The sequence below is a fragment of the Klebsiella sp. FDAARGOS_511 genome, assembly GCF_003812845.1.
GTDB classification, from domain to species: Bacteria; Pseudomonadota; Gammaproteobacteria; order Enterobacterales; family Enterobacteriaceae; genus Klebsiella; species Klebsiella grimontii.
The window spans coordinates 2,303,527-2,327,219 of record NZ_CP033824.1 but is presented as its reverse complement, the minus strand read 5'-3'; the positions used below and the strand labels follow the sequence as shown (position 1 = coordinate 2,327,219).

General features: G+C 54.8%; 23 protein-coding genes. 10 read left to right on the top strand and 13 right to left on the bottom strand.

The window, feature by feature from the left end:
• Positions 1 to 17 precede the first annotated feature (17 nt).
• Complete coding sequence (treB, locus tag EGY08_RS12150; RefSeq protein ID WP_004128239.1) at positions 18 to 1,436, bottom strand: PTS trehalose transporter subunit IIBC; 1,419 nt, start codon at positions 1,434 to 1,436, stop codon at positions 18 to 20.
• A gap of 128 nt (positions 1,437 to 1,564) precedes the next feature.
• Positions 1,565 to 2,512, bottom strand: coding sequence for a trehalose operon repressor TreR (gene treR, locus EGY08_RS12145; RefSeq protein WP_004128250.1), 948 nt, complete (start codon positions 2,510 to 2,512; stop codon positions 1,565 to 1,567).
• 180 nt (positions 2,513 to 2,692) lie between these two features.
• Here treR and mgtL point away from each other — a divergent pair, with 180 nt between their 5' ends.
• Both mgtL and mgtA read left to right on the top strand, forming a co-directional pair.
• Positions 2,693 to 2,746 (top strand): mgtA regulatory leader peptide MgtL, encoded by a 54-nt coding sequence (mgtL, locus tag EGY08_RS31435; protein WP_219192905.1) that lies wholly within the window; start codon positions 2,693 to 2,695, stop codon positions 2,744 to 2,746.
• A 145-nt stretch (positions 2,747 to 2,891) separates the two neighbouring features.
• Positions 2,892 to 5,600 carry a magnesium-translocating P-type ATPase gene (gene mgtA, locus EGY08_RS12135; protein WP_004128253.1) on the top strand — a complete coding sequence of 903 codons (2,709 nt, stop codon included), beginning with the start codon at positions 2,892 to 2,894 and terminating at the stop codon, positions 5,598 to 5,600.
• Between the two features lie 67 nt (positions 5,601 to 5,667).
• On the opposite strand, the gene ridA is transcribed toward mgtA, so the two are convergent.
• The 5 genes from ridA to EGY08_RS12105 form a co-directional block, all read right to left on the bottom strand.
• Positions 5,668 to 6,054: a 2-iminobutanoate/2-iminopropanoate deaminase gene (gene ridA, locus EGY08_RS12130; protein ID WP_049114569.1), complete on the bottom strand. Its 387-nt coding sequence runs from the start codon at positions 6,052 to 6,054 to the stop codon at positions 5,668 to 5,670.
• Between the two features lie 154 nt (positions 6,055 to 6,208).
• Positions 6,209 to 7,663, bottom strand: coding sequence for an N-acetylglucosamine-binding protein GbpA (gene gbpA / locus EGY08_RS12125; protein ID WP_049114570.1), 1,455 nt, complete (start codon positions 7,661 to 7,663; stop codon positions 6,209 to 6,211).
• Positions 7,664 to 7,922: 259 nt separating this feature from the next.
• Entirely contained in the window at positions 7,923 to 8,384 is a 462-nt protein-coding gene (gene pyrI / locus EGY08_RS12120) for an aspartate carbamoyltransferase regulatory subunit (protein ID WP_004128261.1), read from the bottom strand.
• 12 nt (positions 8,385 to 8,396) lie between these two features.
• On the bottom strand, positions 8,397 to 9,332 hold the full coding sequence (pyrB, locus tag EGY08_RS12115) for an aspartate carbamoyltransferase (protein WP_123828537.1): 936 nt from the start codon (positions 9,330 to 9,332) through the stop codon (positions 8,397 to 8,399).
• A gap of 36 nt (positions 9,333 to 9,368) precedes the next feature.
• The gene (locus EGY08_RS12105) at positions 9,369 to 9,473 is read right to left on the bottom strand and encodes a pyrBI operon leader peptide (protein ID WP_009652331.1); all 105 of its coding nucleotides are present in this window, start codon (positions 9,471 to 9,473) and stop codon (positions 9,369 to 9,371) included.
• 192 nt (positions 9,474 to 9,665) lie between these two features.
• Here EGY08_RS12105 and EGY08_RS12100 point away from each other — a divergent pair, with 192 nt between their 5' ends.
• From EGY08_RS12100 to EGY08_RS12075, 6 genes are all read left to right on the top strand, one after another.
• The gene (locus EGY08_RS12100) at positions 9,666 to 10,118 is read left to right on the top strand and encodes a YhcH/YjgK/YiaL family protein (protein ID WP_004128263.1); all 453 of its coding nucleotides are present in this window, start codon (positions 9,666 to 9,668) and stop codon (positions 10,116 to 10,118) included.
• Between the two features lie 244 nt (positions 10,119 to 10,362).
• Positions 10,363 to 11,337 (top strand): SIS domain-containing protein, encoded by a 975-nt coding sequence (locus EGY08_RS12095; protein ID WP_123828536.1) that lies wholly within the window; start codon positions 10,363 to 10,365, stop codon positions 11,335 to 11,337.
• Between the two features lie 11 nt (positions 11,338 to 11,348).
• A complete protein-coding gene (locus EGY08_RS12090) occupies positions 11,349 to 12,179 on the top strand; it encodes a PfkB family carbohydrate kinase (RefSeq protein ID WP_123829426.1) in 831 nt (276 codons plus the stop codon).
• A 94-nt stretch (positions 12,180 to 12,273) separates the two neighbouring features.
• A complete protein-coding gene (locus EGY08_RS12085; protein ID WP_004128269.1) occupies positions 12,274 to 13,839 on the top strand; it encodes an amidohydrolase in 1,566 nt (521 codons plus the stop codon).
• A 56-nt stretch (positions 13,840 to 13,895) separates the two neighbouring features.
• Positions 13,896 to 15,314, top strand: a complete 1,419-nt coding sequence (locus EGY08_RS12080) for a YfcC family protein (protein WP_004128272.1) — start codon at positions 13,896 to 13,898, stop codon at positions 15,312 to 15,314.
• 84 nt (positions 15,315 to 15,398) lie between these two features.
• Entirely contained in the window at positions 15,399 to 16,124 is a 726-nt protein-coding gene (locus EGY08_RS12075) for a GntR family transcriptional regulator (protein WP_004128274.1), read from the top strand.
• Positions 16,125 to 16,126: 2 nt separating this feature from the next.
• On the opposite strand, the gene argF is transcribed toward EGY08_RS12075, so the two are convergent.
• Both argF and argL read right to left on the bottom strand, forming a co-directional pair.
• Positions 16,127 to 17,131, bottom strand: a complete 1,005-nt coding sequence (gene argF / locus EGY08_RS12070) for an ornithine carbamoyltransferase (RefSeq protein WP_123828535.1) — start codon at positions 17,129 to 17,131, stop codon at positions 16,127 to 16,129.
• A complete protein-coding gene (gene argL, locus EGY08_RS31430; RefSeq protein WP_371320544.1) occupies positions 17,101 to 17,196 on the bottom strand; it encodes a putative translational regulatory protein ArgL in 96 nt (31 codons plus the stop codon). Before argL ends, argF begins: the two co-directional genes overlap by 31 nt.
• A 99-nt stretch (positions 17,197 to 17,295) precedes the next feature.
• Here argL and rraB point away from each other — a divergent pair, with 99 nt between their 5' ends.
• Together rraB and miaE are read left to right on the top strand one after the other, a co-directional pair.
• Complete coding sequence (gene rraB / locus EGY08_RS12065) at positions 17,296 to 17,721, top strand: ribonuclease E inhibitor RraB (protein ID WP_004098122.1); 426 nt, start codon at positions 17,296 to 17,298, stop codon at positions 17,719 to 17,721.
• Positions 17,722 to 17,773: 52 nt separating this feature from the next.
• Positions 17,774 to 18,532, top strand: a complete 759-nt coding sequence (gene miaE / locus EGY08_RS12060; RefSeq protein WP_004128278.1) for a tRNA isopentenyl-2-thiomethyl-A-37 hydroxylase MiaE — start codon at positions 17,774 to 17,776, stop codon at positions 18,530 to 18,532.
• A 40-nt stretch (positions 18,533 to 18,572) separates the two neighbouring features.
• On the opposite strand, the gene EGY08_RS12055 is transcribed toward miaE, so the two are convergent.
• From EGY08_RS12055 to holC, 4 genes are all read right to left on the bottom strand, one after another.
• Entirely contained in the window at positions 18,573 to 19,595 is a 1,023-nt protein-coding gene (locus tag EGY08_RS12055) for an alpha/beta hydrolase (RefSeq protein WP_123828534.1), read from the bottom strand.
• Between the two features lie 152 nt (positions 19,596 to 19,747).
• A complete protein-coding gene (locus EGY08_RS12050; RefSeq protein ID WP_004128281.1) occupies positions 19,748 to 20,251 on the bottom strand; it encodes a GNAT family N-acetyltransferase in 504 nt (167 codons plus the stop codon).
• A gap of 123 nt (positions 20,252 to 20,374) precedes the next feature.
• The gene (locus EGY08_RS12045) at positions 20,375 to 23,230 is read right to left on the bottom strand and encodes a valine--tRNA ligase (protein WP_004128282.1); all 2,856 of its coding nucleotides are present in this window, start codon (positions 23,228 to 23,230) and stop codon (positions 20,375 to 20,377) included.
• Positions 23,230 to 23,673 (bottom strand): DNA polymerase III subunit chi, encoded by a 444-nt coding sequence (gene holC, locus EGY08_RS12040; RefSeq protein ID WP_004098129.1) that lies wholly within the window; start codon positions 23,671 to 23,673, stop codon positions 23,230 to 23,232. Before holC ends, EGY08_RS12045 begins: the two co-directional genes overlap by 1 nt.
• Positions 23,674 to 23,693 lie beyond the last annotated feature (20 nt).

Sequence of the window (23,693 nt, the reverse complement as noted above, 5' to 3'; positions counted from 1 at the left end):
GCCCCGAAAATAAGAAGTCAGACAATCTGTAAGGTGCCCTGGCGGAATTTGCGCTGGTAAACGACCGTCGTCAGGACAATCGGTACCACTACGGCGATGGCCATCGCCAGCGCGTAAACCTGCCAGTAGGTTGGCTGGATAGAGAGGATGCCCGGCAGGCCGCCGACGCCGATACCGTTGGCCATCACGCCGTTCAGGCCGCACAGCAGCCCGGCAAGACCGGAACCGACCATCGCGCACAGCATCGGGAAGCGGTACTTCAGGTTGATACCGTACATGGCCGGTTCCGTGACGCCGAGGTAGGCGGAAATGGCGGCCGGAACGGAGATTTCACGTTCGTTCTGTTTACGGCTGGCGATGATGATTCCCACGACCGCCGACGCCTGGGCAATGTTGGACAGCGCAATCAGCGGCCATACCGGCGTCCCGCCCATGCTCTGTATCATCTGCATATCGATGGCGAGCGTGGTCTGATGAACCCCGGTAATCACCAGCGGCGCGTACAGGAAGCCGAACAGCGCGGCGCCAATCGGCGCGAAGCTGCCGGTTAGCAGATGACGCACGGCCCAGGCCACGCCGTCGCCAATCATGCGGCCAAACGGGCCGATAAAAGCGTGCGCGAGGAAGACTGCCAGAATCAGCGAACAGACTGGTACGATCACCAGATAGAGATAGTCAGGCACGATGCGTTTCAGCCGCGTTTCGATAAAGCCAAGCGCCAGTCCCGCCAGCAGGGCCGGGATAACCTGCGCCTGGTAGCCGACCTTCTCAATGGTGAACAGACCAAAGTTCCAGACTTCCGGCACCTGCTGGCCCAGCAGGTAGGCGTTCATCAGCTGCGGAGAGACCAGCGTGACGCCCAGCACGATGCCGAGGATCGGCGTGCCGCCCATTTTCTTGACCGCGGACCAGCAGATACCCACCGGCAGGTAGAAGAAGATCGCCTCGCCAATCAGCCACAGGAAGTCATAAATAGTTTTCAGCGACGGGTGCATTTGCGCCAGCGTCTGGCCGTTGCTCATCGGCAGATCGCCGATCACGTTGCGGAAGCCTAAGATCAGGCCGCCGCTGATCAGCGCAGGCAGCAGCGGGAAGAAGATCTCCGCGAAGTGTGAAATGAGCTGTTCATGCCATTTCATATTCTGCCGCGCGGCTTTTTTGGCCTGCTCTTTGTCGGCGCTGGCCTGGCCGGTAGTCGCCAGAAGCGCTTTATAGTAGTCGCCAACCTCGGTGCCGATCACCACCTGGAACTGTCCGGCGTTGGTAAAGCAGCCCTTCACCATGCGTAGCTGTTCAATGTCTTTCGGTTTGGCGATGGCCGGATTATTCAGCACAAAGCGCAAACGGGTAATACAGTGGCTGACGGTGGCGATATTGTCGCGCCCGCCCACCAGTTCGATAAGTTTATCGATGTCCTGCTGATTCACTTTACTCATGATGAGGCCTCATGACCGAGGGGAGAGGTTGCATTTAACTTGAGACGGATCCTACTCGCTCCGCTTAAATTGCAAAATGGGAACGTTCCCGAAACGCAGTGAAGATCACATAAATCGTTCCTGCGGGGTTAATTCAGTACGGCGGGAATCACGATTTGACGGGGCTCACGGTTGCCGGCGATCTGCTCGATCAGCTGCTGTGCCGCCTGGCGTCCGGATTCGGCATAGCCGGGATCGACCGTCAGGATCTCCGGGTGGAGAAACTTCATCAGCGGCGTGCTGCCAACGCTGGCAAGCTGGAGACGATCGATTCCCTGCTGCTGGAGATACTTGCTGGCCCCCAGCGCGAGAGTATCGGTTGCGCAGACCAGCGCGCTGGTCTCTGCCGACAGCACCTCAGCGACGCTTTCGTAGCCCTGTTTCATGCCCAGACCCGGCAGCGCGGCGAGGGGAGTGAGGCGTTTTTTCTGACAGAAATCGAGGTAGGCCTGGTGGCGGCGCTGCCCGGTGGTCACGTCGCTATGCGGCACGCCGAGGAAGCTGATATGGCGATGTCCACGCTCGTAAAGGCGCTGCATCAGCATCCTGATCGACCCTTCATCGTCATAGCAGACGGAGGCGATTCCGGGCGCGTCGCGGGCCAGCAGCACCAGCGTCTCCCGCCACGGGGTGAGCATCTCTTCATGAATGCCGGTAAAACCAAACAGCACCACGCCATCGATATTGCGCCGGGCGAGCATGCCGAGATGCTCCTCGACCAGCGCCGGAGAGAATTGGCTCTCCATCATAATCGGATCGTAGCCCTGCTCGTAAAAAGCCGGAAGCATGGTTTGCACGGCAAGATTTTCTGAGAGTGAATCCAGGCGGGTGACGATAATCGCCACGACTTTGTCGCTTTGACCACGCATCGCCCTGGCGGAGCGCGAAGGCGAAAATCCATGCTGTTGCATCACCGCTTCGACCCGTTCGCGGGTGCGTTCGCTAACGCCGCTTTCGTTATTAAGCACGCGGGATACCGTCGATTTCCCGACGCCGCTTAAGCGCGCGATATCTTTGATGGTCAGCCGGTTTTGCATGCAGGGTTCTCGTTGTGGTCCGATTAAAGTGAGCCTAATGCTACTCAAGGAAACCACAATGAGCAAAGTCTGGTTTACGTCTGGTTTAGCTACCCGGGGGTATCATCGCCATAATAGCCACAAATAGAGTATCGGTGACGATATAATTCGCGCCGTTTGTATTCATTTACCGGAGATTTTATGGACCCCGAACCCACTCCCGATCCTCGATGGAGCCATCTTTTTTTCCGGTAATCCCGCTTAGCGTTGCTTTACCGGAAGCGTAAAGCAGCGACGTCCTTGATGTCCCTGCCATAAAAATAATATGCCTGACAGGTAAGGTTTACTCGCGCCTGTCGGTTGCGCTGCGTTCGCTCGCGCGAGCGCGGAGGGACTGTTTATGTTGAAAAATTTTACCCGCCAGCTGTTTGCCCAGCTTGGCCGCCATTTACCGCATCGTTTAGTGCAACGCGATCCGCTACCCGATGCTCGCAATTTGGCGAGCGCGCCGATCCCGGATTCTCTCGGCAAGCAGTGCCTGAACGTGGCGGCAATGGATGAGAATGAAATCTGGCGCGCTTTCGCCAGTCATCCAGAAGGGCTAAACGAAGGCGAAGTGGCGCAGAAAATCGCGCAGTATGGCGAAAACCAGATCCCGGCGCAGAAGCCGTCGCCGTGGTGGGTGCATCTGTGGAGCTGCTACCGCAATCCTTTCAATCTGCTGCTGACCGTTCTGGGTATCGTCTCCTACTCGACGGAGGATCTGTTTGCCGCGGCGGTTATCGCCCTGATGGTGGGGATCTCCACGCTGCTGAACTTTATCCAGGAAGCCCGCTCGACCAAAGCCGCGGACGCACTGAAGGCGATGGTCAGCAACACCGCGACGGTCCTGCGGGTGGTGAATGAGCAGGGTGAAAGCCGCTGGTGCGAGCTGCCCATCGACCAGCTGGTGCCGGGAGATATCGTCAAGCTATCGGCGGGAGACATGATTCCGGCAGATCTGCGCGTCATTCAGGCGCGCGACCTGTTTGTCGCCCAGGCCTCGCTGACCGGGGAATCGCTGCCGGTCGAAAAGGTGACCCGCACCCGCGACCCGCTACAGACGAACCCGCTGGAGTGCGACACCCTGTGCTTTATGGGTACCAACGTAGTGAGCGGATCGGCGCAGGCCATCGTTTTCGCCACCGGCGGCGGCACCTGGTTTGGCCAGCTGGCCGGTCGCGTCAGCGAACAGGAAAGCGAGCCGAACGCCTTTCAGAAAGGCATCAGCCGGGTCAGCATGCTGTTGATCCGCTTTATGCTGGTGATGACGCCGATCGTGCTGCTGATTAACGGCTACACCAAAGGCGACTGGTGGGAGGCGGCGCTGTTCGCGCTCTCCGTCGCGGTGGGTCTGACCCCGGAAATGCTGCCGATGATCGTCACCTCGACCCTGGCGCGCGGGGCGGTGAAGCTGTCGAAACAGAAAGTGATCGTCAAGCACCTCGACGCGATACAGAACTTTGGCGCGATGGACATTCTGTGCACCGATAAAACCGGTACCCTGACGCAGGATAAAATCGTGCTGGAGAATCACACCGATGTCTCCGGCAAAGTGAGCGAACGGGTGCTGCATACCGCCTGGCTGAATAGCCACTATCAGACCGGGCTGAAGAATCTGCTCGATACCGCGGTGCTGGAGGGCGTAGAGCTGGAGTCAGCGCGCGGGCTGGCGGAACGCTGGCAAAAAGTGGATGAGATCCCGTTCGATTTTGAGCGTCGCCGTATGTCGGTGGTGGTGCAGGAGCAGGACAACGTTCACCAGCTGATCTGCAAAGGCGCTTTGCAGGAGATCCTCAACGTCTCGACCCAAGTGCGCTATAACGGCGACATCGTACCGCTGGACGAGACCATGCTACGGCGCATCCGTCGCGTCACCGACACCCTCAACCGCCAGGGATTGCGCGTGGTGGCGGTGGCGACGAAGTACCTGCCCGCACGCGAAGGCGACTACCAGCGCGCGGATGAGTCAGATCTGATCCTCGAAGGTTATATCGCCTTCCTTGACCCGCCGAAAGAGACTACCGCCCCGGCGCTCAAGGCGCTGAAGGCCAGCGGCATTACGGTCAAAATCCTCACTGGCGACAGTGAGCTGGTGGCGGCCAAAGTCTGCCACGAAGTGGGGCTGGATGCGGGGGACGTGGTTATCGGCAGCCAGGTTGAAGCGCTGAACGATGATGAGTTGGCCGAACTGGCAAAACGTACCACCCTGTTTGCTCGCCTGGCGCCGCTGCACAAAGAGCGTATCGTGACCCTACTGAAACGCGAAGGACACGTGGTGGGTTTTATGGGCGACGGCATTAACGACGCCCCGGCGCTGCGCGCGGCGGATATCGGTATTTCCGTCGACGGCGCGGTGGATATCGCCCGCGAGGCGGCGGATATCATCCTGCTGGAGAAGAGCCTGATGGTGCTGGAGGAGGGGGTTATTGAAGGCCGCCGGACCTTCGCCAATATGCTCAAGTACATCAAAATGACCGCCAGCTCCAATTTCGGTAACGTTTTTAGCGTGCTGGTGGCCAGCGCCTTCCTGCCGTTCCTGCCGATGCTGCCGCTGCATCTGCTGATCCAGAACCTGCTGTACGACGTATCCCAGGTCGCGATCCCGTTTGATAACGTGGACGATGAGCAGATTCGTAAACCGCAGCGCTGGAACCCGGCGGATCTCGGCCGCTTTATGGTCTTCTTTGGGCCGATCAGTTCCATATTCGATATTCTGACGTTCTGCCTGATGTGGTGGGTATTCCACGCCAACACGCCAGAACATCAGACCCTGTTCCAGTCCGGCTGGTTCGTGGTTGGCCTGCTGTCGCAGACGCTGATTGTGCATATGATCCGTACGCGGCGGATCCCGTTTATCCAGAGCCGCGCGGCCTGGCCGCTGATCGTGATGACGCTGCTGGTGATGGTGGTGGGAATTGCGCTGCCGTTCTCGCCGCTGGCGGGCTACCTGCAGCTTCAGGCGCTGCCGCTCAGCTACTTCCCGTGGCTGATTGCGATCCTTGCGGGCTATATGACGCTGACGCAGATGGTCAAAGGCTTCTACAGCCGTCGCTACGGCTGGCAGTGAGCGAGGCGCTTTACGTGCAGAAACAACAAAGGCAGCCACGGGCTGCCTTTGTTCATACTGTCTACGATTAGCGACGAATGGCGATCGCTTCAATCTCAATTTTCACGTCTTTCGGCAGACGCGCCACTTCTACGCAGGAGCGCGCCGGGAAGGTGGCGTTGTGCTCGGTGAAGAAGGCTTCATAGGCGGCGTTAACGGTGGCGAAATCGTTCAGATCTTTCACGAAAACGGTGGTTTTAATGATATCGCCAACTTTCAGGCCCGCGGCTTCTACGATAGCTTTCACGTTATCCAGCGACTGACGTGCCTGAGCGGCGACATCTTCCGGCACGCTGCCGGTTTTCGGGTCTACCGGGATCTGCCCGGAAGTGATGATCATATTACCCAGATCAACACCCTGAACGTACGGGCCGATGGCTGCGGGTGCATTTTCCGTCGCGATAGTTTTAGACATGAGTTCTCCTGAAATATTTAAAGGTAATCTGACTGGCGTTGGCCATTATAAAGAGTGCTGACTGCTTTATCATTATACAGGCCGCATTTTGCGAAGCAGAGCAGCGGATAACGCAGGGCGCTATCCGCTTAAGGCATGAATCTGCAGAACGAAATTAGCGGGTGACTTCAGTCCATGCCGCCGTCCAGGCCGATCCGACGCCCGGTTCGTACTGGTTGGCGTGTTGGCTCCACTGCACGCAGTAGCCGCTGTAGGGGAGTGGGCGACATTGGTACACTTTGCCGTCTTTAGGCTGTAAAACCCGGGTGCCTGCCGTATAGCTTTTCAGCTGCTCCGGAAAGGTGTAGTCATACTTGCCCGCAGGCGCTGGCGTCGGTTGCGCACTCTCTTCCAGCATCAGGTTAATGACCCCCTGGCCGATGATGGCGCCTTGCTCATTGCTGGCATTGTAGCGCAGCATATGATGGCCAGCCTGAACGTGACTTAGAGGAATAGTTAACGTCAGGGTGCGATTATCTACCGTTTGCTGAATGCTCCCTTTCTCCGTGCCCGCATGATTGCTGACGGCGGCGGTAAGGTGCATTTTACCGTTGGCCGTGGCGTTAAAGGTCACCGTCGCTTTCCCGTTTTCGATTTTGGTTGCGCTGACGTTGGTAATGCTCAGAGATTCTTTCGCGCTATCGTCTGACTGCGATTCGGCATAGGTCAGCGTGACGCTTTGTACCGCGCTGTCTTGCGGCACATAGACCTGGTTAACGCCATGGATCGGGTTAATATTGCCATCGCCCTCCTTTACCCCGGCGCGCAGCTTGCCTTCGTGCGCGGTATTAATGGCTTCCGCCAGATCGTAAGACCATTGGCTGTTTTGCCCCTGCGCATCGCTGGCGATCGTTAATTCCGTTTGTAACGAATAAACTTCGCCGCTCGCGTTAAAGAAATGGGCAACGACTTTATCACCAGCATGGAGATCCTTCCCAGTAAGCTGGCCTGACAGCTGCGTTGTCCAGAGTGATTCGTCTGCGCTGTCATCGCCGGTGCTGCCAAAATCGACATCAATGGCCTGATAGAAACTATTTGCCGTATCGGCAATTTCCCACACGGCATAAATAACCTGATAGCCGGTACGCTCGGGGACATTACAGGAATGGGTGACCTGTATTGCCGGCGCTACGCCGTTACCGGCGATTTGACAAAAGGGCTTGCTTTCAAAATCGCTGCGTGTCAGCGGCTTATTTTGAACCCAGTTTTGTTTGGTAATGTAATAACGCCAGTTAGCGGTTCTGTGGGGCGCAGAATGGTGCCAGACAAAATTATTTTTACCGCTCTTTATCCTGGTTTTCGACCAGCGGGTCGGGCTCTGGCTATCCAGCTGCGAGAAGTTGGTTTTACCCGCGCTGGCCAGTTGCCCGTCAGGCGGCATCGGGCCTTCAGGAAAACCGCTTGCTTGCTCAACGCTTTGCGGTTCCCACTGCACCGGACCGCAGTCCGTGTTTTTCCCTGTATTACATTGGTAGGCCCGACTTGGCGGAGATTCTACATAGCCATGAGCCAATGCTGAGGAGGTAAATAATAATGTTGCCGTATAGAGCGATATTTTCTTCAGTTTCATAATTCATCCAGTGATTAATTAATAAATAATGGAAAGCGTTCTGGAGTGTATGAAGAGAAAAAAACGAGAGCAATACGGGTGATATTTAATGAGCAATATCAATAATCATTATATATAACCGTCAGGCACCTGGATAATAAATGATGGTATAGTGAGAGATATTGATTATCTTGCAAACGGTCTGTGAGTTGACTTTGCGCGGATTATTTAACGCATCGTTTTATTAGCAGACCCATTTCTGGGTCTGCTGCTGAAGCATTTAGTTTGCCAGAACGACATGATGTGAAAATTCTTTTTCACAATATTTGCACTTCAGCGCGATATCGTTTTCACGTTTCTTCACCGCAAAGCTGGAGGACACCGGCTCGGCGTGGCTGATACAGTTGCTGTTGGGGCAAACCAGTACGTTGTTAATGCGGTCCGGTAGATGCGGGCGGGATTTACCGACCACTTCATAATCATCAATGCGGTTCACCGTAGCCTGCGGCGCGTACAGGGAGAGCTGGTTGACCTGCTCGTCGGTCAGGAAGGTGTTTTCGATTTTGATTAAATCTTTGCGGCCCATTTCGCCTGACGGCAGGTTCAGGCCGATGGTGATGCGCTGATCCGTTTCGGTCAGTTTGAACAGGGTCAGCAGCTTAAAGCCGACCTGCGCCGGGATATGGTCGATAACGGTGCCACGTTTGATGGCTTCTACCTGTAATTTATTGTCGTGTGTCATCTCTTTTTCCCCTTACAGTGCCAGATCGCTATTCAGTACCAGTGCCAGTAAGGCCTGGCGCGCGAAGATGCCGTTGCCTGCCTGCTGGAAGTACCAGGCGTGCGGCGTTTTATCGACATCGGTGGTGATTTCATCAATGCGCGGCAGCGGATGCAGCACCTTCATATTGGCGCGGGCGCCTTCCAGATCGGCGGCGCGCAGGACAAACTGCGCCTTCACGTTGGCATATTCCGATGGGTCGAGGCGCTCTTTCTGTACCCGGGTCATATACAGAATGTCCACCTCTTCCATCACCTCTTCAATGGCGCTATGCAGGCTCCAGGCAATGCCTTTTTCGTCGAGCATGTCGAGGATGTACTGCGGCATGGCCAGCGCGTCCGGCGCGATAAAGTAGAAGCGGTTGCCGTTAAATTTCGCCAGCGCCTGGGTCAGGGAGTGAACGGTGCGGCCGTATTTCAGGTCGCCGACCATCGCCACGTTAAGATTTTCCAGACGGCCCTGGGTCTCCTGAATGGTGAACAGATCCAGCAGGGTCTGCGTCGGATGCTGGTTCGCGCCGTCGCCGGCGTTGAGTATCGGAATACCGCCGGAGAATTCGGTCGCCAGACGCGCCGCGCCTTCCTGCGGGTGGCGCATGACGATGGCATCGACATAGGTGCTGATGACCGAGATGGTATCGGCCAGGGTTTCGCCTTTCTTGCCCAGCGAGGTGTTGCTGCTGTCCGAGAAACCGACCACGCTGGCGCCCAGGCGATGCATCGAGGTTTCAAACGACAGGCGGGTGCGAGTCGACGCTTCAAAAAAGCAGCTGGCAATCACTTTATGCTTCAGCAGCTCAGGCTGTGGATGGGCTTTGAGCTTTGCTGCGGTTGCCAGTACCAGTTCAAGGTCTTCGCGGCTGAGATCGTTTATAGAAATGATATGTTTTTGATACAGCGGATTAGCCATGTTTATCTCCTGACGCCTGGGCAAAAAAAAAGCCCCTTAAATAAGGGGCTTTACGAATACGGATGCAACGGAAAGAAAAAACGGCAGGCCAGCGCCTGTTTTCAGACGCGGTAAGACGCGATGTCGTACACACTGAACCATAATTCCTCCCGGCAAAACGGGTGGCATTATACGCAGCTCATATTTCGGATCAAGCGATTAATCCACAAAAGGTAAACGTTTGCCTGGAGAAGAGTGCGGTAACGCAAAAAACCCTGAAAAAGAGGTGGTATGGCAGTGCGAAGGGGGGTATAAAACGGAAAATGAAAAGCTGTTTTATAATTAGGGGTTATTATGATCGTTGGGAACATTCACCATCTGCAGAGCTGGCTGCCGGCGTCTCTACGCGAGGCTATCGAACACGTTAAGGCCCACGTCACCGACGCGACGCCGCTGGGTAAACATGATATTGACGGCAACAACCTGTTTTATCTCATTTCCGAAGATACCACCGAGCCGATGGCCGACCGCCGCGCCGAGTATCACGCCCGCTACCTCGACATCCAGATTGTACTCAAAGGCCAGGAGAGCATGACCTTTAGCGTTCTTCCCGCCGGTGCGCCGGATACCGATTGGCTGGCTGATAAAGACATCGCTTTCCTGGCGGAGGGGGCGCAGGAAAAAACCGTTATCCTCAGCGAAGGCGATTTTGTAGTGTTCTATCCCGGCGAAGTACATAAGCCGCTGTGCGCCGTCGGCACGCCAGCGAAGGTGCGCAAAGCGGTTGTGAAGATGCTGATGGTTTAGTTGACGAGCGTATTTTTACCGAAGGCTAGCAATTGTCATATTGTGACAATTGCTAGCCTTTGTTTTTTCTAGCTATTCGCGATTTTTTACTTCTTATTCCCTCTCATTTGATGCTTCAGCCAAACGCTCATACCGCGCGCATTGTGCAAATTTTGATGGCGATCTCATTAATACGTTATATAACGTATTAATGTTGTTTCCGTTAATTTGAACAATCAATAATGAGATGTGGAGTTTTTACTATATGAATACTAAAGAAATAATTAATGCCGTTGCGAAAGAGATAGAAGATAAAGGCGGAATCCGCCAGGTGTTCCTTGTGGCCTGCGGCGGGTCATTAGTGGATATGTATCCGGCTAAATACTTTCTTGATAGCGAGGCGACAACGCTTCATGTCGGCATGTATACCGCCAATGAGTTTGTCTACGCGACGCCAAAAACGTTGGGGGAGAATTCGCTGGTTATCGTCTGTTCGCACGGGGGCAACACGCCAGAATCCGTCGCTGCGGCTAAGCTTGCACAGCACCATCAAGCGCATACTATTACGCTGACTCACAACGCTCAGGCACAGCTGATCGAATACGCCAGCCACAACATTCTCTATGCCTGGGGTAACGATACCAATGTGGTCGATAATCCGATGGCGATTATCCTCAATCTGTGCGTTGATACGCTGCAGCAGGTTGAAGGTTTCGATAATTACGCTGATTTCCAACAGGGAATGGCCCAAATTAATGGCGTCATTGCTCATGGCCGTCAGCAGGTTGCGGATCGCTGCCAGCGTTTTGCCCAAAAATATCAGGATGAAAAACTCTTCTATATCCTCTCCAGCGGAGCTTCTTACGGCCATGCTTATGGTTTTGCTATCTGCTCACTAATGGAAATGCAATGGCTACATGCCGCACCTATTCACTCCGGTGAGTACTTCCACGGGCCTTTCGAAGTTACGGATAAAGAGACGCCGTTTATTTTATTAATGAACGAAGGCCGTACGCGAGCGATGGATGAGCGAGCTTTGGTCTTCCTCACCAAGTATGCAGAGAAAGTGGAAGTCGTTGATGCTAAAGAACTGGGCATCGGGGTTCTCCCTCCGTCAGTCGTGGAGTTTTTCAACCCCGTGCTGTTTTACAGCATCATGTGTGAATATCGTTCTGCGCTTGCCGACATTCGTCAGCATCCATTGGATACCCGCCGCTATATGGGGCTGGTGGAATACTAAGGGGAATTATGATGAATGTGATTGGAATTGGCGATAACGTCGTCGATAAATACGCCCATACTCAGACCATGTATCCCGGTGGAAATGCGTTGAACTTTGCCGCTTATGCGGCCATGTTGGGACACAATGCGGCCTATCTGGGGATTTTTGGTAATGATGCCGCTGCGGAGCACGTTATGCAGGTGCTGGATAAAGTTGGCGTCAAGTGGCCCCACTGTCTGCAGGTGGCCGGGGAGAACGGCTGTGCGCAGCTGAAAATCGAAGAGGGAGAACGGATATTTCTTGGTTCGAACGCCGGGGGTATTCGTAAGACAACTTCGATGGATTTTATTTTTCAGCATGAGCAATACCTGCGTGAGTTTGATCTGATCCATAGCGGTTGTTATAGCTACATGGAGACGCAATTACCTCAGTTACGCAAGCTCAACATTCCTGTCTCTTTCGATTTTTCAGATGACTTTGTACTGGAGCAGGCGCTGCCGTTGTGCCGTTACGTCGACTTCGCATTCTTCTCATGCGCTGACTACAGCCTGGCGCAAACGCGTGAAATTGTGCAACAGGCGCAGGCCAGCGGGAGTCGCATTGTCTGCGCGACGCGTGGGGATGAAGGCGCGATTTTATTTGACGGGCAGGATTGGTATCAGCAGGCGCCCGATTACGTCACTCCAGTCGATACAATGGGCGCAGGTGATGCTTTTATTACCGCTTTCGTTTGCCATTTTCTGGCCCAACCTACGGGTAACAAGCGCGAAGCGATTACCCATAGCCTGCAAAAAGCAGCAGCTTTCTCGGCACAAATTTGCCTGAAAGAAGGGGCGTTTGGCTACGGGACTCACTACTAACCTATAACGCCTTCTCTCATTTTTCCATACTGATTTCCGTCCGCTTGCCGGGCGGAAACGGGGATTCGTGCGCTTTTTCCGTGAGGAAAGAATTATGCATAGTGAAGCTGCTGATTTGATTTTACGTTCTGATGCTATTTTTACTGCTGCCAGAAATGAGCTATTTAGCGGATATGTCGTCATTAAAAATGGCGCTATCGCGGCGATGATAGCAAATGGGGAAGATATTCAACCCTGGAGAGGTGAAAGTACTCGCTTTATCGAACTTGGCGATCGCCTGATTTGTCCGGGATTTTGCGATAATCACACGTTTTTTACCGGCTATATGAGCATGCGGCGTGGCGTCGATCTCCATGGCGCCCGCGACAGTAATCATGCCCTTGAACTACTACAGGCTGCAGTGAATCTTCTCCCTGAGGGGAAAAGCCTCTATGGCTGGGGCTGGTCTGTTGCCCGTTGGGGAGCGGTGCCTGATGCCAGCTTATTGGATGACGCTTTCCCGCAGAGGCCGGTTGTTGCTATTAACGATGACAAAAGCTATTGCTGGATGAACCGTGCCGCCGTGGAGCTTTATGGCTTTACCGCTGAAGAGTGCAGCGCGGAGGCGAGAATCGCATTATTGAATGAGATGCTGGCTGATACCGCACAGTTAAAAAAAGAAATGCGGGCATTTATGACCCGACTTGCCGGGCAGGGAATCACGGCGATAAAAGACGTTTGTTTCAACGATGCGCCGCGGTTGATGAATGCCTGGGATGAACTGGAAAAAGAGGATGCGCTGTCGCTGAGGGTGAGCATTGTTTCTCAGCCCGTATCTGCGCCTGTCGATCTTGCTTTCGGTGAACAGGCCCGACGCCGCTTTCATTCGCCATGGCTGCGGTTTCATGGTTTTAAATTTATGGTCGATGGCGTTATTGCCGATCATACCGGCGATATGATTTACCCCTATGCCGATCGTCCCGGCACGAACAATGAAAGGCCCGTTGATTATGATGCCCTGCGCCAGCAGGTTTTGCTGGCTGATGCTCGTGGATTCAACTGCTGTATGAATGCGGAGGGCGATGCCGCAATTCGCCGCTGTATAGATATTTTTGCCGAATGCCGTCAGCGTCACCCGCAGAGTGTGGTTAGACATTCTCTGAGCGATCTGGAATGCCCGCATCCAAACGATATTCCCAGAATGGCTGAGCTCGGCCTCTTTGCCGAAGTTTATGCACAAATTCTGCTCCTTAACCCCTGCGAAGCGGAAGCCTATATGCGCGAACGCTATGGAGAAGAGCGCGAAGCGCAATTCTACGATTATGCCGCACTATTCGGGGCTGGTGTGACGGTCACTATTGGTACCGATCTGCCCCTGTTTATTCCTTCTGTTCCTGACGCGATGTATGCCGCCTGCTGTCGTCAGTTCCCTGATGGTTCACCCGTGAATGGCTGGTACCGCGAACGCGGAATGACACGACAGCAGCTCTTAACGGCCTGGACGCTGAATAGTGCTCGACATCACGGCATGGAAGATATGACCGGTAGCCTTGAGCCGGGAAAACGTGCGGATATCGCGGTTTTTGACCGTAATTTGTTGAGCTGCCCGAATGATGAGTTACGGACCTCCACCGTTGTACTGACCCTGGTGGATGGCCGTATTACCCATGACCTTCTGTGACTCTAAAAATGCCGAATGACGGCGAACATTATATAAACATCTTACCGAGGCGGATTATGCGTATTGCAAAAATAAAGTGGGCGATGCCACACTGCTACGCTCTGATTTTCTTCATTATTATATTAGTAGCGCTGCTGACATGGTGTATTCCCAGCGGCAGTTTTGATTATCACTCAGTGACTTTACCCGGCGGTGAAACGAAAACATTAGTGATCCCAGGGTCTTATCATCTGCTGGAAAAAGTCAGCAGCGAGGGCGATTTACGTCAGGGTATTGCCGCCGTACTGGCCGCGCCGATGGAGGGAATTATCAAGGCCGCCGACGTAGTGGCGTTTGTACTCATTGTTGGTGGTGCTTTTGGCGTTATTTTACGTACTGGCGCTATTGAGCGGGGGCTGGTGGCGCTGGCTGAACGTCTGGCTGGTAAAGGGATTCTGGTTATCCCTATCGCAATGACTTTGTTTAGCCTGGGGGGCGCAACTTTTGGTATGAGCGAGGAGGTGATCCCTCTTTATGCGATCTTTATATCCCTCATGTTCGCGCTGGGTTATGACTCAATGACCGCGATCCTGATTCTTTTTCTGGGAACCCAGATTGGCTATGTTGGCGCAATGACCAATCCGTTCTCTGTACTCATTGCCCAGGGCGTAGCGGGTATTCAGGGAAATCCGCAGCTTTGGCTGCGTGCCATCGCATGGCTGGTCTTCACATTACTGGCGATTACTTACACCATGTGGTACGCACATCGTGTTAAACGCACTCCACAAAAGTCGCCGGTATATGAGAATGATTGCCGCAACCGTGAGCAGTTTTTGTCGATACAGGATACGTCGGTCCATTTTTCCATCGCCGATCGAGTGATTATCATCGCTTTTGTGCTGGCGCTGGCCATCATTTCATGGGGGTTAATCACGCGTGGCTGGTACATGGTTGAGATCGGCTCTGTGTTCCTGGCTCTGGGGCTGTTTTCTGGGATCGTCGGGCGCATGGGTATTAGCGGGATGGCCGACAGCTTTGTCGAAGGGTGTAAAGAGTTTGTTTACGCCGCCGTAGTGATAGGACTCGCGCGCGGTATTTTGGTGGTGGCAGAGAACGGACGAATTATCGACACGCTGCTCTTTGGCTTGTCGGAAATGCTGGAAGGGTTGCCGCAGTACGCATTCACCACTTTGATGCTATTAGGGCATAACGTCATCACCTTTTTTGTCCCTTCCTCTTCGGGCGAGGCTGCGCTCACGATGCCCGTGCTGGCGCCATTAGGCGATTTAGTGGGTATCAATAAAGAGGCGATGGTAATGGCTTATCAATTTGGCAATGGCCTGACGAACCTGGTTTCTCCTACCGGTGGTGTATTGCTGGCCGGGCTGTCTATTGCGCGTATTGGATTTGGTCAGTGGTTAAAGGCGATTGCGCCGCTGTTTCCGGTGCTGTGGATAGTCAGCGCCGTGTTTGCTGCGATTTCGGCCTGGGTCTAAGGGATATGCGCGCCGTCGTAGTTTGATGGGCGCGCTTCGATTATAATCCTGCTTCGCATTAATGGCCGTGCTGGTACCTCTTTTATGTCGAATTTCGGACTGCAACAGAATACTTCCGTACCGTTATACAGGCAGCTTAAAGATAAAATCCTCAGCGATATCTCGTCCGGGAAACTCGCTGAAGGAGAGAAAATCCCCACCGAGATTGAGCTCAGCGAACTTTACAATATCAGCCGCATTACGGTGCGCAACGCAGTGAAAGAGCTGGTAGCCGAAGGCTATTTGGTGAAAAAGCAGGGGAAGGGGACTTTTGTCTGTCTGCCTAAAATTGAGCGTAAAGTTGTGCACCTGCTTAGCTTTACTGCCGCATGCGATGCTAACCATCTACCAACCCACAGCGTAGTGACTCGTCGTGAGATTCTGCCGGACTATCGTAATGCGCGTCAGCTTCTTGAGCTTGAGAGGGATGATTCCGTGCTTTATATCCAACGCCTCAGGATCGCTGGCGATGCGCCGTTAATGTTAGAGAATAATTACTACTCTCTGAAACGATTAGGATTTTTACAGCAGGAAGATCTCAGCGGGTCGCTTTATCAGCTATTGAGTGATAAATACGCGATCGTGCCTACCTATGCGGGTGAAACGACGGTAGAGATGGTGCGCGCGCATTCTGACAACGCACCGCTGCTGCAGCAACCGCCCGGCGAACCGTTATTCCTGATGAAAACGCTGATTCTGGATAGCCAGCATCAGCCTATTCACTATGGAGAACAGTATATTGTCGCCGAGCGTTACACGTTTAGTTTTTGATTTCAGTGGGAAAGCGTCGCCACCATCACCGCTTTGATAGTATGCATGCGGTTTTCCGCCTGGTCGAAAACGACGCTCGCCGCGGATTCAAATACCTCGTCGGTGACTTCCATACCGCCGTGCAGGCCGTACTCCGCCGCCATCTGTTTGCCGAGCGTGGTCTGGTCGTCGTGGAACGCGGGCAGGCAGTGGAGGAATTTCACCTGCGGATTGCCGGTCAGCGCCATCATCTCGCTATTCACTTGATACCCGCGCAGCAGCGCGATACGCTCCGCCCACTTCTCTTTAGCTTCGCCCATTGATACCCAGACGTCGGTATAGATAAAGTCCGCGTCCTTCACGCCCGCGGCGATATCTTCGGTCAGCGTAATATTGCCGCCGTTTTTCTGCGCCAGCGCCCGGCACTGCTCGACCAGCTTCTCTTCCGGCCAGCAGGCCGTTGGCGCGACCAGGCGCAGATCCAGGCCGGTCAGCGCGGCGGCTTCGAGCATGGAGTTGCCCATATTATTCCGCGCGTCGCCGGCGTAGACCAGGGTCATCTGGTTAAAGGCTTTGCCCGGCAGGTGCTCCTGCATGGTCAGAAGGTCCGCTAGCAGCTGGGTAGGGTGGAATTCATTGGTCAGGCCGTTCCATACCGGAACGGCGGCATATTCGGCAAGGGTTTCCACCACTTCCTGGCCATGACCGCGATATTGAATACCGTCGTACATGCGTCCCAGCACGCGGGCGGTGTCTTTAATCGACTCTTTGTGGCCAATCTGGCTGCCGCTTGGTCCGAGATAGGTGACGCGAGCGCCCTGGTCAAATGCGGCAACTTCGAAAGAGCATCGGGTACGAGTAGAGTCTTTTTCGAAGATGAGCGCGATGTTTTTGCCGGTGAGATGCTGAATTTCGATATTGTTTTTCTTATCAGCTTTGAGCCTGGCCGCCAGTTCAAGCAGGGCGGTAATTTCTGCAGGAGTAAAATCAAGCAACTTTAAAAAATGCTTCTGATATAACGCGGACATGGTTCCCTCACATGGCTTAGACCATTTGTTGAATTAAAATTCACTTTATATGTATGAATATTCATTTGCAACCCCGTGTCATAAATCTTTCTCTTAGAAGGTGGAGGCAATCACGGCGGTATGTGACAATAGAAGCATCTGCGACACATTATGAGGAACGAGCCATGGCCAACCCGGAATTACTGGAAGAACAGCGTGAAGAAACGCGTCTGATTATTGAAGAGTTGCTCGAAGACGGCAGCGATCCGGACGCGCTGTACACCATTGAGCACCATCTCTCCGCCGATGATTTCGAAACGCTGGAGAAAGTGGCGGTAGAAGCTTTCAAGCTGGGCTATGAAGTGACTGAGCCAGAAGAGCTGGAAGTGGAAGAGGGCGATACCGTGATTTGCTGCGATATCCTCAGCGAATCCGCGCTGAATGCCGAGCTGATCGATGCCCAGGTTGAGCAGCTGATGACGCTGGCGGAAAAATACGACGTTGAATACGACGGCTGGGGCACCTACTACGAAGATCCTAACGGGGAAGACGAAGAAGGTGACGACGACGAAGATCTCGTTGATGAAGACGACGACGGCGTTCGCCACTAGGTAGCAGAGGTATACGGCGGTGCGTTATGCCGCCGTATAGCAAGGAATTTCAATGGATTACCCGCAAATACTCGCCCCGATTTTAAGCTTTCTGCATTGCCCAACTCCTCAGGCGTGGATTGATGAAGCCCGTAAACCGGAAAATCTTCCACTGCTATTGACCGACCATATGGTGTGCGAGCTGAAAGCGGCGCAAAACGCCATGCTGCTGGTGCGTCGATACGTTGCGGATAAAGAAGGCGCCGATGAGCTGCTGGCCTGCCTGAAGCCCTACGAGGACTTCACCTACCGCTGGGGCCCGGAGCCGGATTTCGTCGCGCTACATAAGCAGATAAACAAAAGCGCCATGCCGCAGACCGACGATCCCTGGGGACGTCAGCTGCTCGACAGCATGATTTTGCTGATCAAAGAGGAGCTGCATCACTTCTGGCAGGTGAGGGAAATCATGCTTTCCCGCGAAATCCCGTACGTCAAAATCACCGCCAGCAACTATGCCCGCGGGCTGCGCCGGGAAGTGCGTTCTCACGAACCGGTGATGCTGATCGATAAACTGATTTGCGGCGCCTACATTGAAGCCCGTTCCTGCGAGCGTTTTGCCGCGCTGGCGCCATGGCTGGATGACGATCTGCAGAAGTTTTATCTGTCGCTGCTGCGTTCCGAAGCGCGCCACTATCAGGACTATCTGGACTTAGCGCAGAGGATTTCCGCGGAAAATATCAGCGAACGCGTGCGCCAGCTTGGCGAGGCGGAAGCGGCGTTAATTAACGCGCCTGAAGCGGAGTTTCGTTTTCACAGCGGCGTGCCGGTCTGAGTGCCAGGCCGCCGCTTCGTCGCAGCGGCCTGACGATCTATTACAGATTGGCGTTTTTGTCTTTCTCTGCTGTCGCGGCGGCTTTTGGCGCGCCGAGGGTCGCTTTAAACCAGTTCACTACCCGTTCAATAACCGGCTTCTGATACCAGCTGTCATCGCCGTGCTCCGCACCCGCCAGCAACACGTAATCAGCCGGGTTGCCCTCCTTCTTCAGCGCGCGATAGAGCTGTTGACTTTGTACCGGTGAAACCAGGGTATCGGCGCTGCCGTGCATAATTAAAAACGGCGGCTTTTTACCGCTGATATGGCCCATCGGGCTGGCCGCCAGGGCTTTTTGCGGATCGCTGTCAATGGTCGCTCCCGGCCAGTCGCGAAAAGCGCTACCGTGTACCAGCAGCGCTTCAGTGACCGCCGGCGACTGGTGTACCTTTTGAATCGCCTGCGGAAAACCTTCGCCGATATTCAACAGGTTTGAAATACCGTACAGCGTGGCGGCGGCCTGCACGTCCGAGGATTGCGCCAGGTTATCGCCACGATCGAACGTTTTGTCGCCGTTGGTGAGCGCCAGCATCTGCGCCATATAGCCGCCTGCGGAATCCCCCAGCACGCCAATACGTGACGGGTCTATACCGTATTCCGCGGCATGTTCGCGGAGATAGCGAACGGCGGCTTTACCATCGATAACCGGGGCCGGGAAGGTGTCGGGAACCGTACGGTATTCCGCCGCCGCGACGACGAATCCCGCCGTCGCCAGCGCCATACGCATCTCGATAAACTTATTCCAGGCCGCGCTGGTGAAACCGCCGCCGGGGAAATAGATGATTGCCGGTTTCAGATCGCCGTTACGCGGTACCAGTAAAGACATATGCAGCTGACGAACGGCGACGGTGCTTTTTACCTGGCTATAAACGATATCGTTGAGCGCATCGATACGGCCCCGGTTTTTTTCCACGCGAATGACCTGAGCGCCTTCGGTATTGCCAGCAAGTTCGCTGGCGTTAACGCAGGAAGCCATGCCGGCAAGCATCAGGCCGCCGGTGAGCAGGAGGGGGAGTTTTTTCATGATGTTCTATCCTGAGCAAAGCCTGCCGCAGTAGCAGGCGAAAAGATCCAATGCTCGAAGAGTGTATTAGCGAAAACGTGCGGTGAATAACGCTCTTTTTGCATGAAAACCATGCATTTTTTCGATTAATTAACGTCGTCGTTTTGCGGGCGCTACAGCACTTTCAGCATCGTGACCTCGCAGTCAACGTGGCCGGTGCAGCCCAGCGGCCCGTCGATATGCTCGAAGCCGAGATGCTCATATAAACCGACCGCTTCTTTAAGGAAGGCGGTGGTTTCGAGATAGCAGCGTTTGAAACCCTGTTCACGGGCGTAATCCATGGCCATCAGCGCCAGTTTTTTCGCCAGTCCCCGACCGCGCGCGGAGGTCATAAAATACATTTTTTGTAGTTCGCAGATATCGGGCTCGCTGCAGGAGAGCGGCGCCACGCCGCCGCCGCCGACCACTTCACCATTCTGCTCAACGACCCAATAGGCGGAACCCGGTTGGCTATAAAGCTCATAGAGCTGATCCAGATTCGGATCGGCGACCGTATAGCCTTTATCGGCGGTCAGGCCATATTCGGCGGAAACCTGGCGGATAACGTTGGCTATCGCCTGATTATCATTAGCCGTGATGCGGCGCAGGGTTAGCGGTAGGGTTGCGCTCGTATTCATGTGAAGACTCGTTACAAAATGATGACGGATGATGTTGTTAATAACACTGCGGGAGGGGAGAGTGCAAGCGAGGATCTTTCACAGAAAACGCCCCTTACCCGGATGGGATAAGGGGCGAGTGAATTACAGCGCGGCGATAACCGCCTGCTGCTCAATCAGCTTCGCTTTCGCTTCCGCGTAACCTTCCAGCTTCTCACGCTCTTTGGCGATCACCGCTTCCGGCGCGCGTGCCACAAAGCCTTCGTTGGAGAGTTTGCTCTCGATGCGGCCAATCTCACCTTCGATTTTTGTCACCTCTTTCGCGAGGCGCGCCAGTTCATCTTCTTTATTGATGAGGCCGGCCATCGGGATCAGCAGCTCGGCGCCGTCGATAATTTTGGTCACGGAAACCGGACCTTTATCATCGGCGGGCAGCACGGTGATGCTTTCCAGACGCGCCAGGTTCAGCAGGAAGCTACGGTTGTCGTTCACGCGACGCATCGCGGCTTCGCTGCAACCGCGCAGCAGCAGCTCCAGCGGCTTACCTGGGGCGATGTTCATTTCCGCACGGATGTTACGCACGGCGACGATCGCCTGCTTCAGCCATTCGGTATCGGCCAGCGCCGCTTCGTCAACCTGAGACGCATCGTACTGCGGGAACGGCTGCAGCATGATGGTATCGGCAGTAATACCGCAAATCACCTTCACGCGCTGCCAGATGGTCTCGGTGATGAACGGGATAATCGGGTGCGCCAGGCGCAGCAGACCTTCCAGAACGGTCACCAGCGTGTGGCGGGTGCCGCGCAGCTCAGACTCGGAACCGCCGGTCATCACCGGCTTGGTCAGCTCCAGATACCAGTCGCAGAACTGGTTCCAGGTGAACTCATACAGAATGCCCGCGGCGATATCGAAGCGGAAGCCGTCCAGCGCCTCGCGGTAGGCTTTGACGGTCTGGTTGAATTCCGCCAGGATCCAGCGGTCCGCCAGCGACAGGGTCATTTCACCGCCGTTAAAGCCGCAATCCTGATCTTCGGTGTTCATCAGCACAAAGCGGCTGGCGTTCCACAGCTTGTTGCAGAAGTTACGATAACCTTCCAGACGCTTCATATCCCAGTTGATATCGCGGCCGGTCGAGGCCAACGCCGCCAGGGTAAAGCGCAGGGCGTCGGTACCGTGCGGCTCAATGCCGTTCGGGAACTGTTTCTCGGTGCGTTTGGCGATTTTTTCCGCCAACTGCGGCTGCATCATGTTACCGGTGCGTTTTTCCAGCAGCTCCGGCAGGGAAATGCCGTCGACCATATCCAGCGGGTCGATAACGTTGCCCTTCGATTTGGACATCTTCTGGCCTTCGTCATCGCGGATCAGGCCGGTCATATAGACGGTTTTAAACGGCACCTGCGGCTTGCCGTTTTCATCTTTGATGAAGTGCATGGTCATCATGATCATGCGCGCAATCCAGAAGAAGATGATGTCGAAGCCGGAAACCATCACGCTGGTCGGATGGAACTGGCGCAGGGCATCGGTGTTTTCCGGCCAGCCGAGGGTGGAGAAGGTCCACAGCGCGGAGGAGAACCAGGTATCGAGAACGTCTTCGTCCTGGCGCAGCGCCACGCCGGCGCCCAGGTTATTTTCCTGACGCACTTCGTCTTCGGTGCGGCCAACGTAGACGTTGCCGTCGTTGTCGTACCATGCCGGGATGCGGTGACCCCACCACAGCTGGCGGGAGATACACCAGTCCTGAATGTCGCGCATCCAGGAGAAGTACATGTTTTCGTACTGCTTCGGCACGAACTGGATGTCGCCGTTCTCAACCGCTTCAACAGCGGGTTTAGCCAGCACGTCGGCGCGGACGTACCACTGGTCGGTCAGCATCGGTTCGATCACCACGCCGCCGCGGTCGCCGTACGGAACGGTCAGGTCGTGCGGTTTAATCTCTTCCAGCAGGCCCAGCGCGTCGATAGCGGCAACTACCGCTTTACGCGCGGCAAAGCGCTCCAGCTTCTGGAACTCCGCCGGGATAGCGTTTGAGTAAACGTCAGACTCGTTGCCTTTGGTGTCATAAACTTCCGCGGTTTCGCGGATGTCGCCGTCAAAGGTCAGGATATTGATCATCGGCAGGGCATGACGCTTGCCCACTTCATAGTCGTTAAAATCGTGCGCCGGGGTGATCTTCACGCAGCCGGTGCCTTTTTCCATATCGGCGTGTTCGTCGCCTACAATCGGAATGCGGCGGTCAACCAGCGGCAGGATCACGAATTTGCCGATAAGGTCTTTATAGCGCGGATCTTCCGGGTTAACGGCCACGCCGGTATCGCCCAGCACGGTCTCCGGACGGGTGGTGGCGACGACCAGGTAATCTTTACCGTCAGCGGTTTTCGCGCCGTCGGCCAGAGGATAGCGGATATGCCACATCGAGCCTTTAGACTCGCGGTTTTCCACTTCCAGATCGGAGATAGCGGTGCGCAGTTTCGGGTCCCAGTTGACCAGGCGCTTGCCGCGGTAGATCAGATCTTCTTTGTACAGGCGGACAAAGACTTCTTTGACGGCGTTGGACAGGCCTTCGTCCATGGTGAAGCGCTCGCGCTCCCAGTCCACGGAGTTGCCCAGGCGGCGCATCTGGCGGGTAATGGTGCCGCCGGACTCCGCTTTCCACTGCCAGATTTTATCGATAAAGGCGTCGCGACCGTAGTCGTGGCGGGTTTTACCTTCTTCGGCGGCAATCTTACGCTCAACCACCATCTGGGTAGCGATACCCGCGTGGTCGGTACCGGCCTGCCACAGAGTGTTTTTACCCTGCATGCGCTGGTAGCGAATCATGGTATCCATGATGGTTTGCTGGAAGGCATGACCCATATGCAAACTGCCGGTGACGTTCGGCGGCGGGATCATGATGCAGAAGGACTCTTTGCTTTCATCGCCGTTAGGCTTGAAATAGCCCTGCTTTTCCCAGTGCTCGTAAAGCGGCTGTTCGATATCTTGGGGGTTGTATGTCTTTTCCATTATTTCCAGGTTGCCGTGTTCAGGTTGAAACCAGCCATGCGGTACGCTTTATAGCGTTCGCGCGCCAGTTGTTTCAAAGAATCTTCATAAGGGACGAAGTCTATCACTTCTGTGAAAGCGGTGGCAAAATCTGCAAAATTTAGCCGCAGGCTAATCAGAATATCCCGCGGGCTGCTGTTGCGTTTTTGCGGCCAGGCGATCTCCACCGGCGCGCCGCCGCGCGGACCTTCTCCCGCCAGATTATGCGGAACAAAACTTTCCGCTGGCCGTGCCCACAGCGCCTCGTCCAGACGAATGGCCTGTTGCTCATCTTCGCAGGCGATGAGCACTCGCTTGCCGCTGCGCCAACGTTCTGCGGCAATGTCACACACCAGTTGTTCAACGGCGCTCAGACCGTCTTGTTGCGTGTCGTTGTCCAGAAGGTAGAACGTTGCGTTTTTCATATATGGGGCTTCTTGTGATG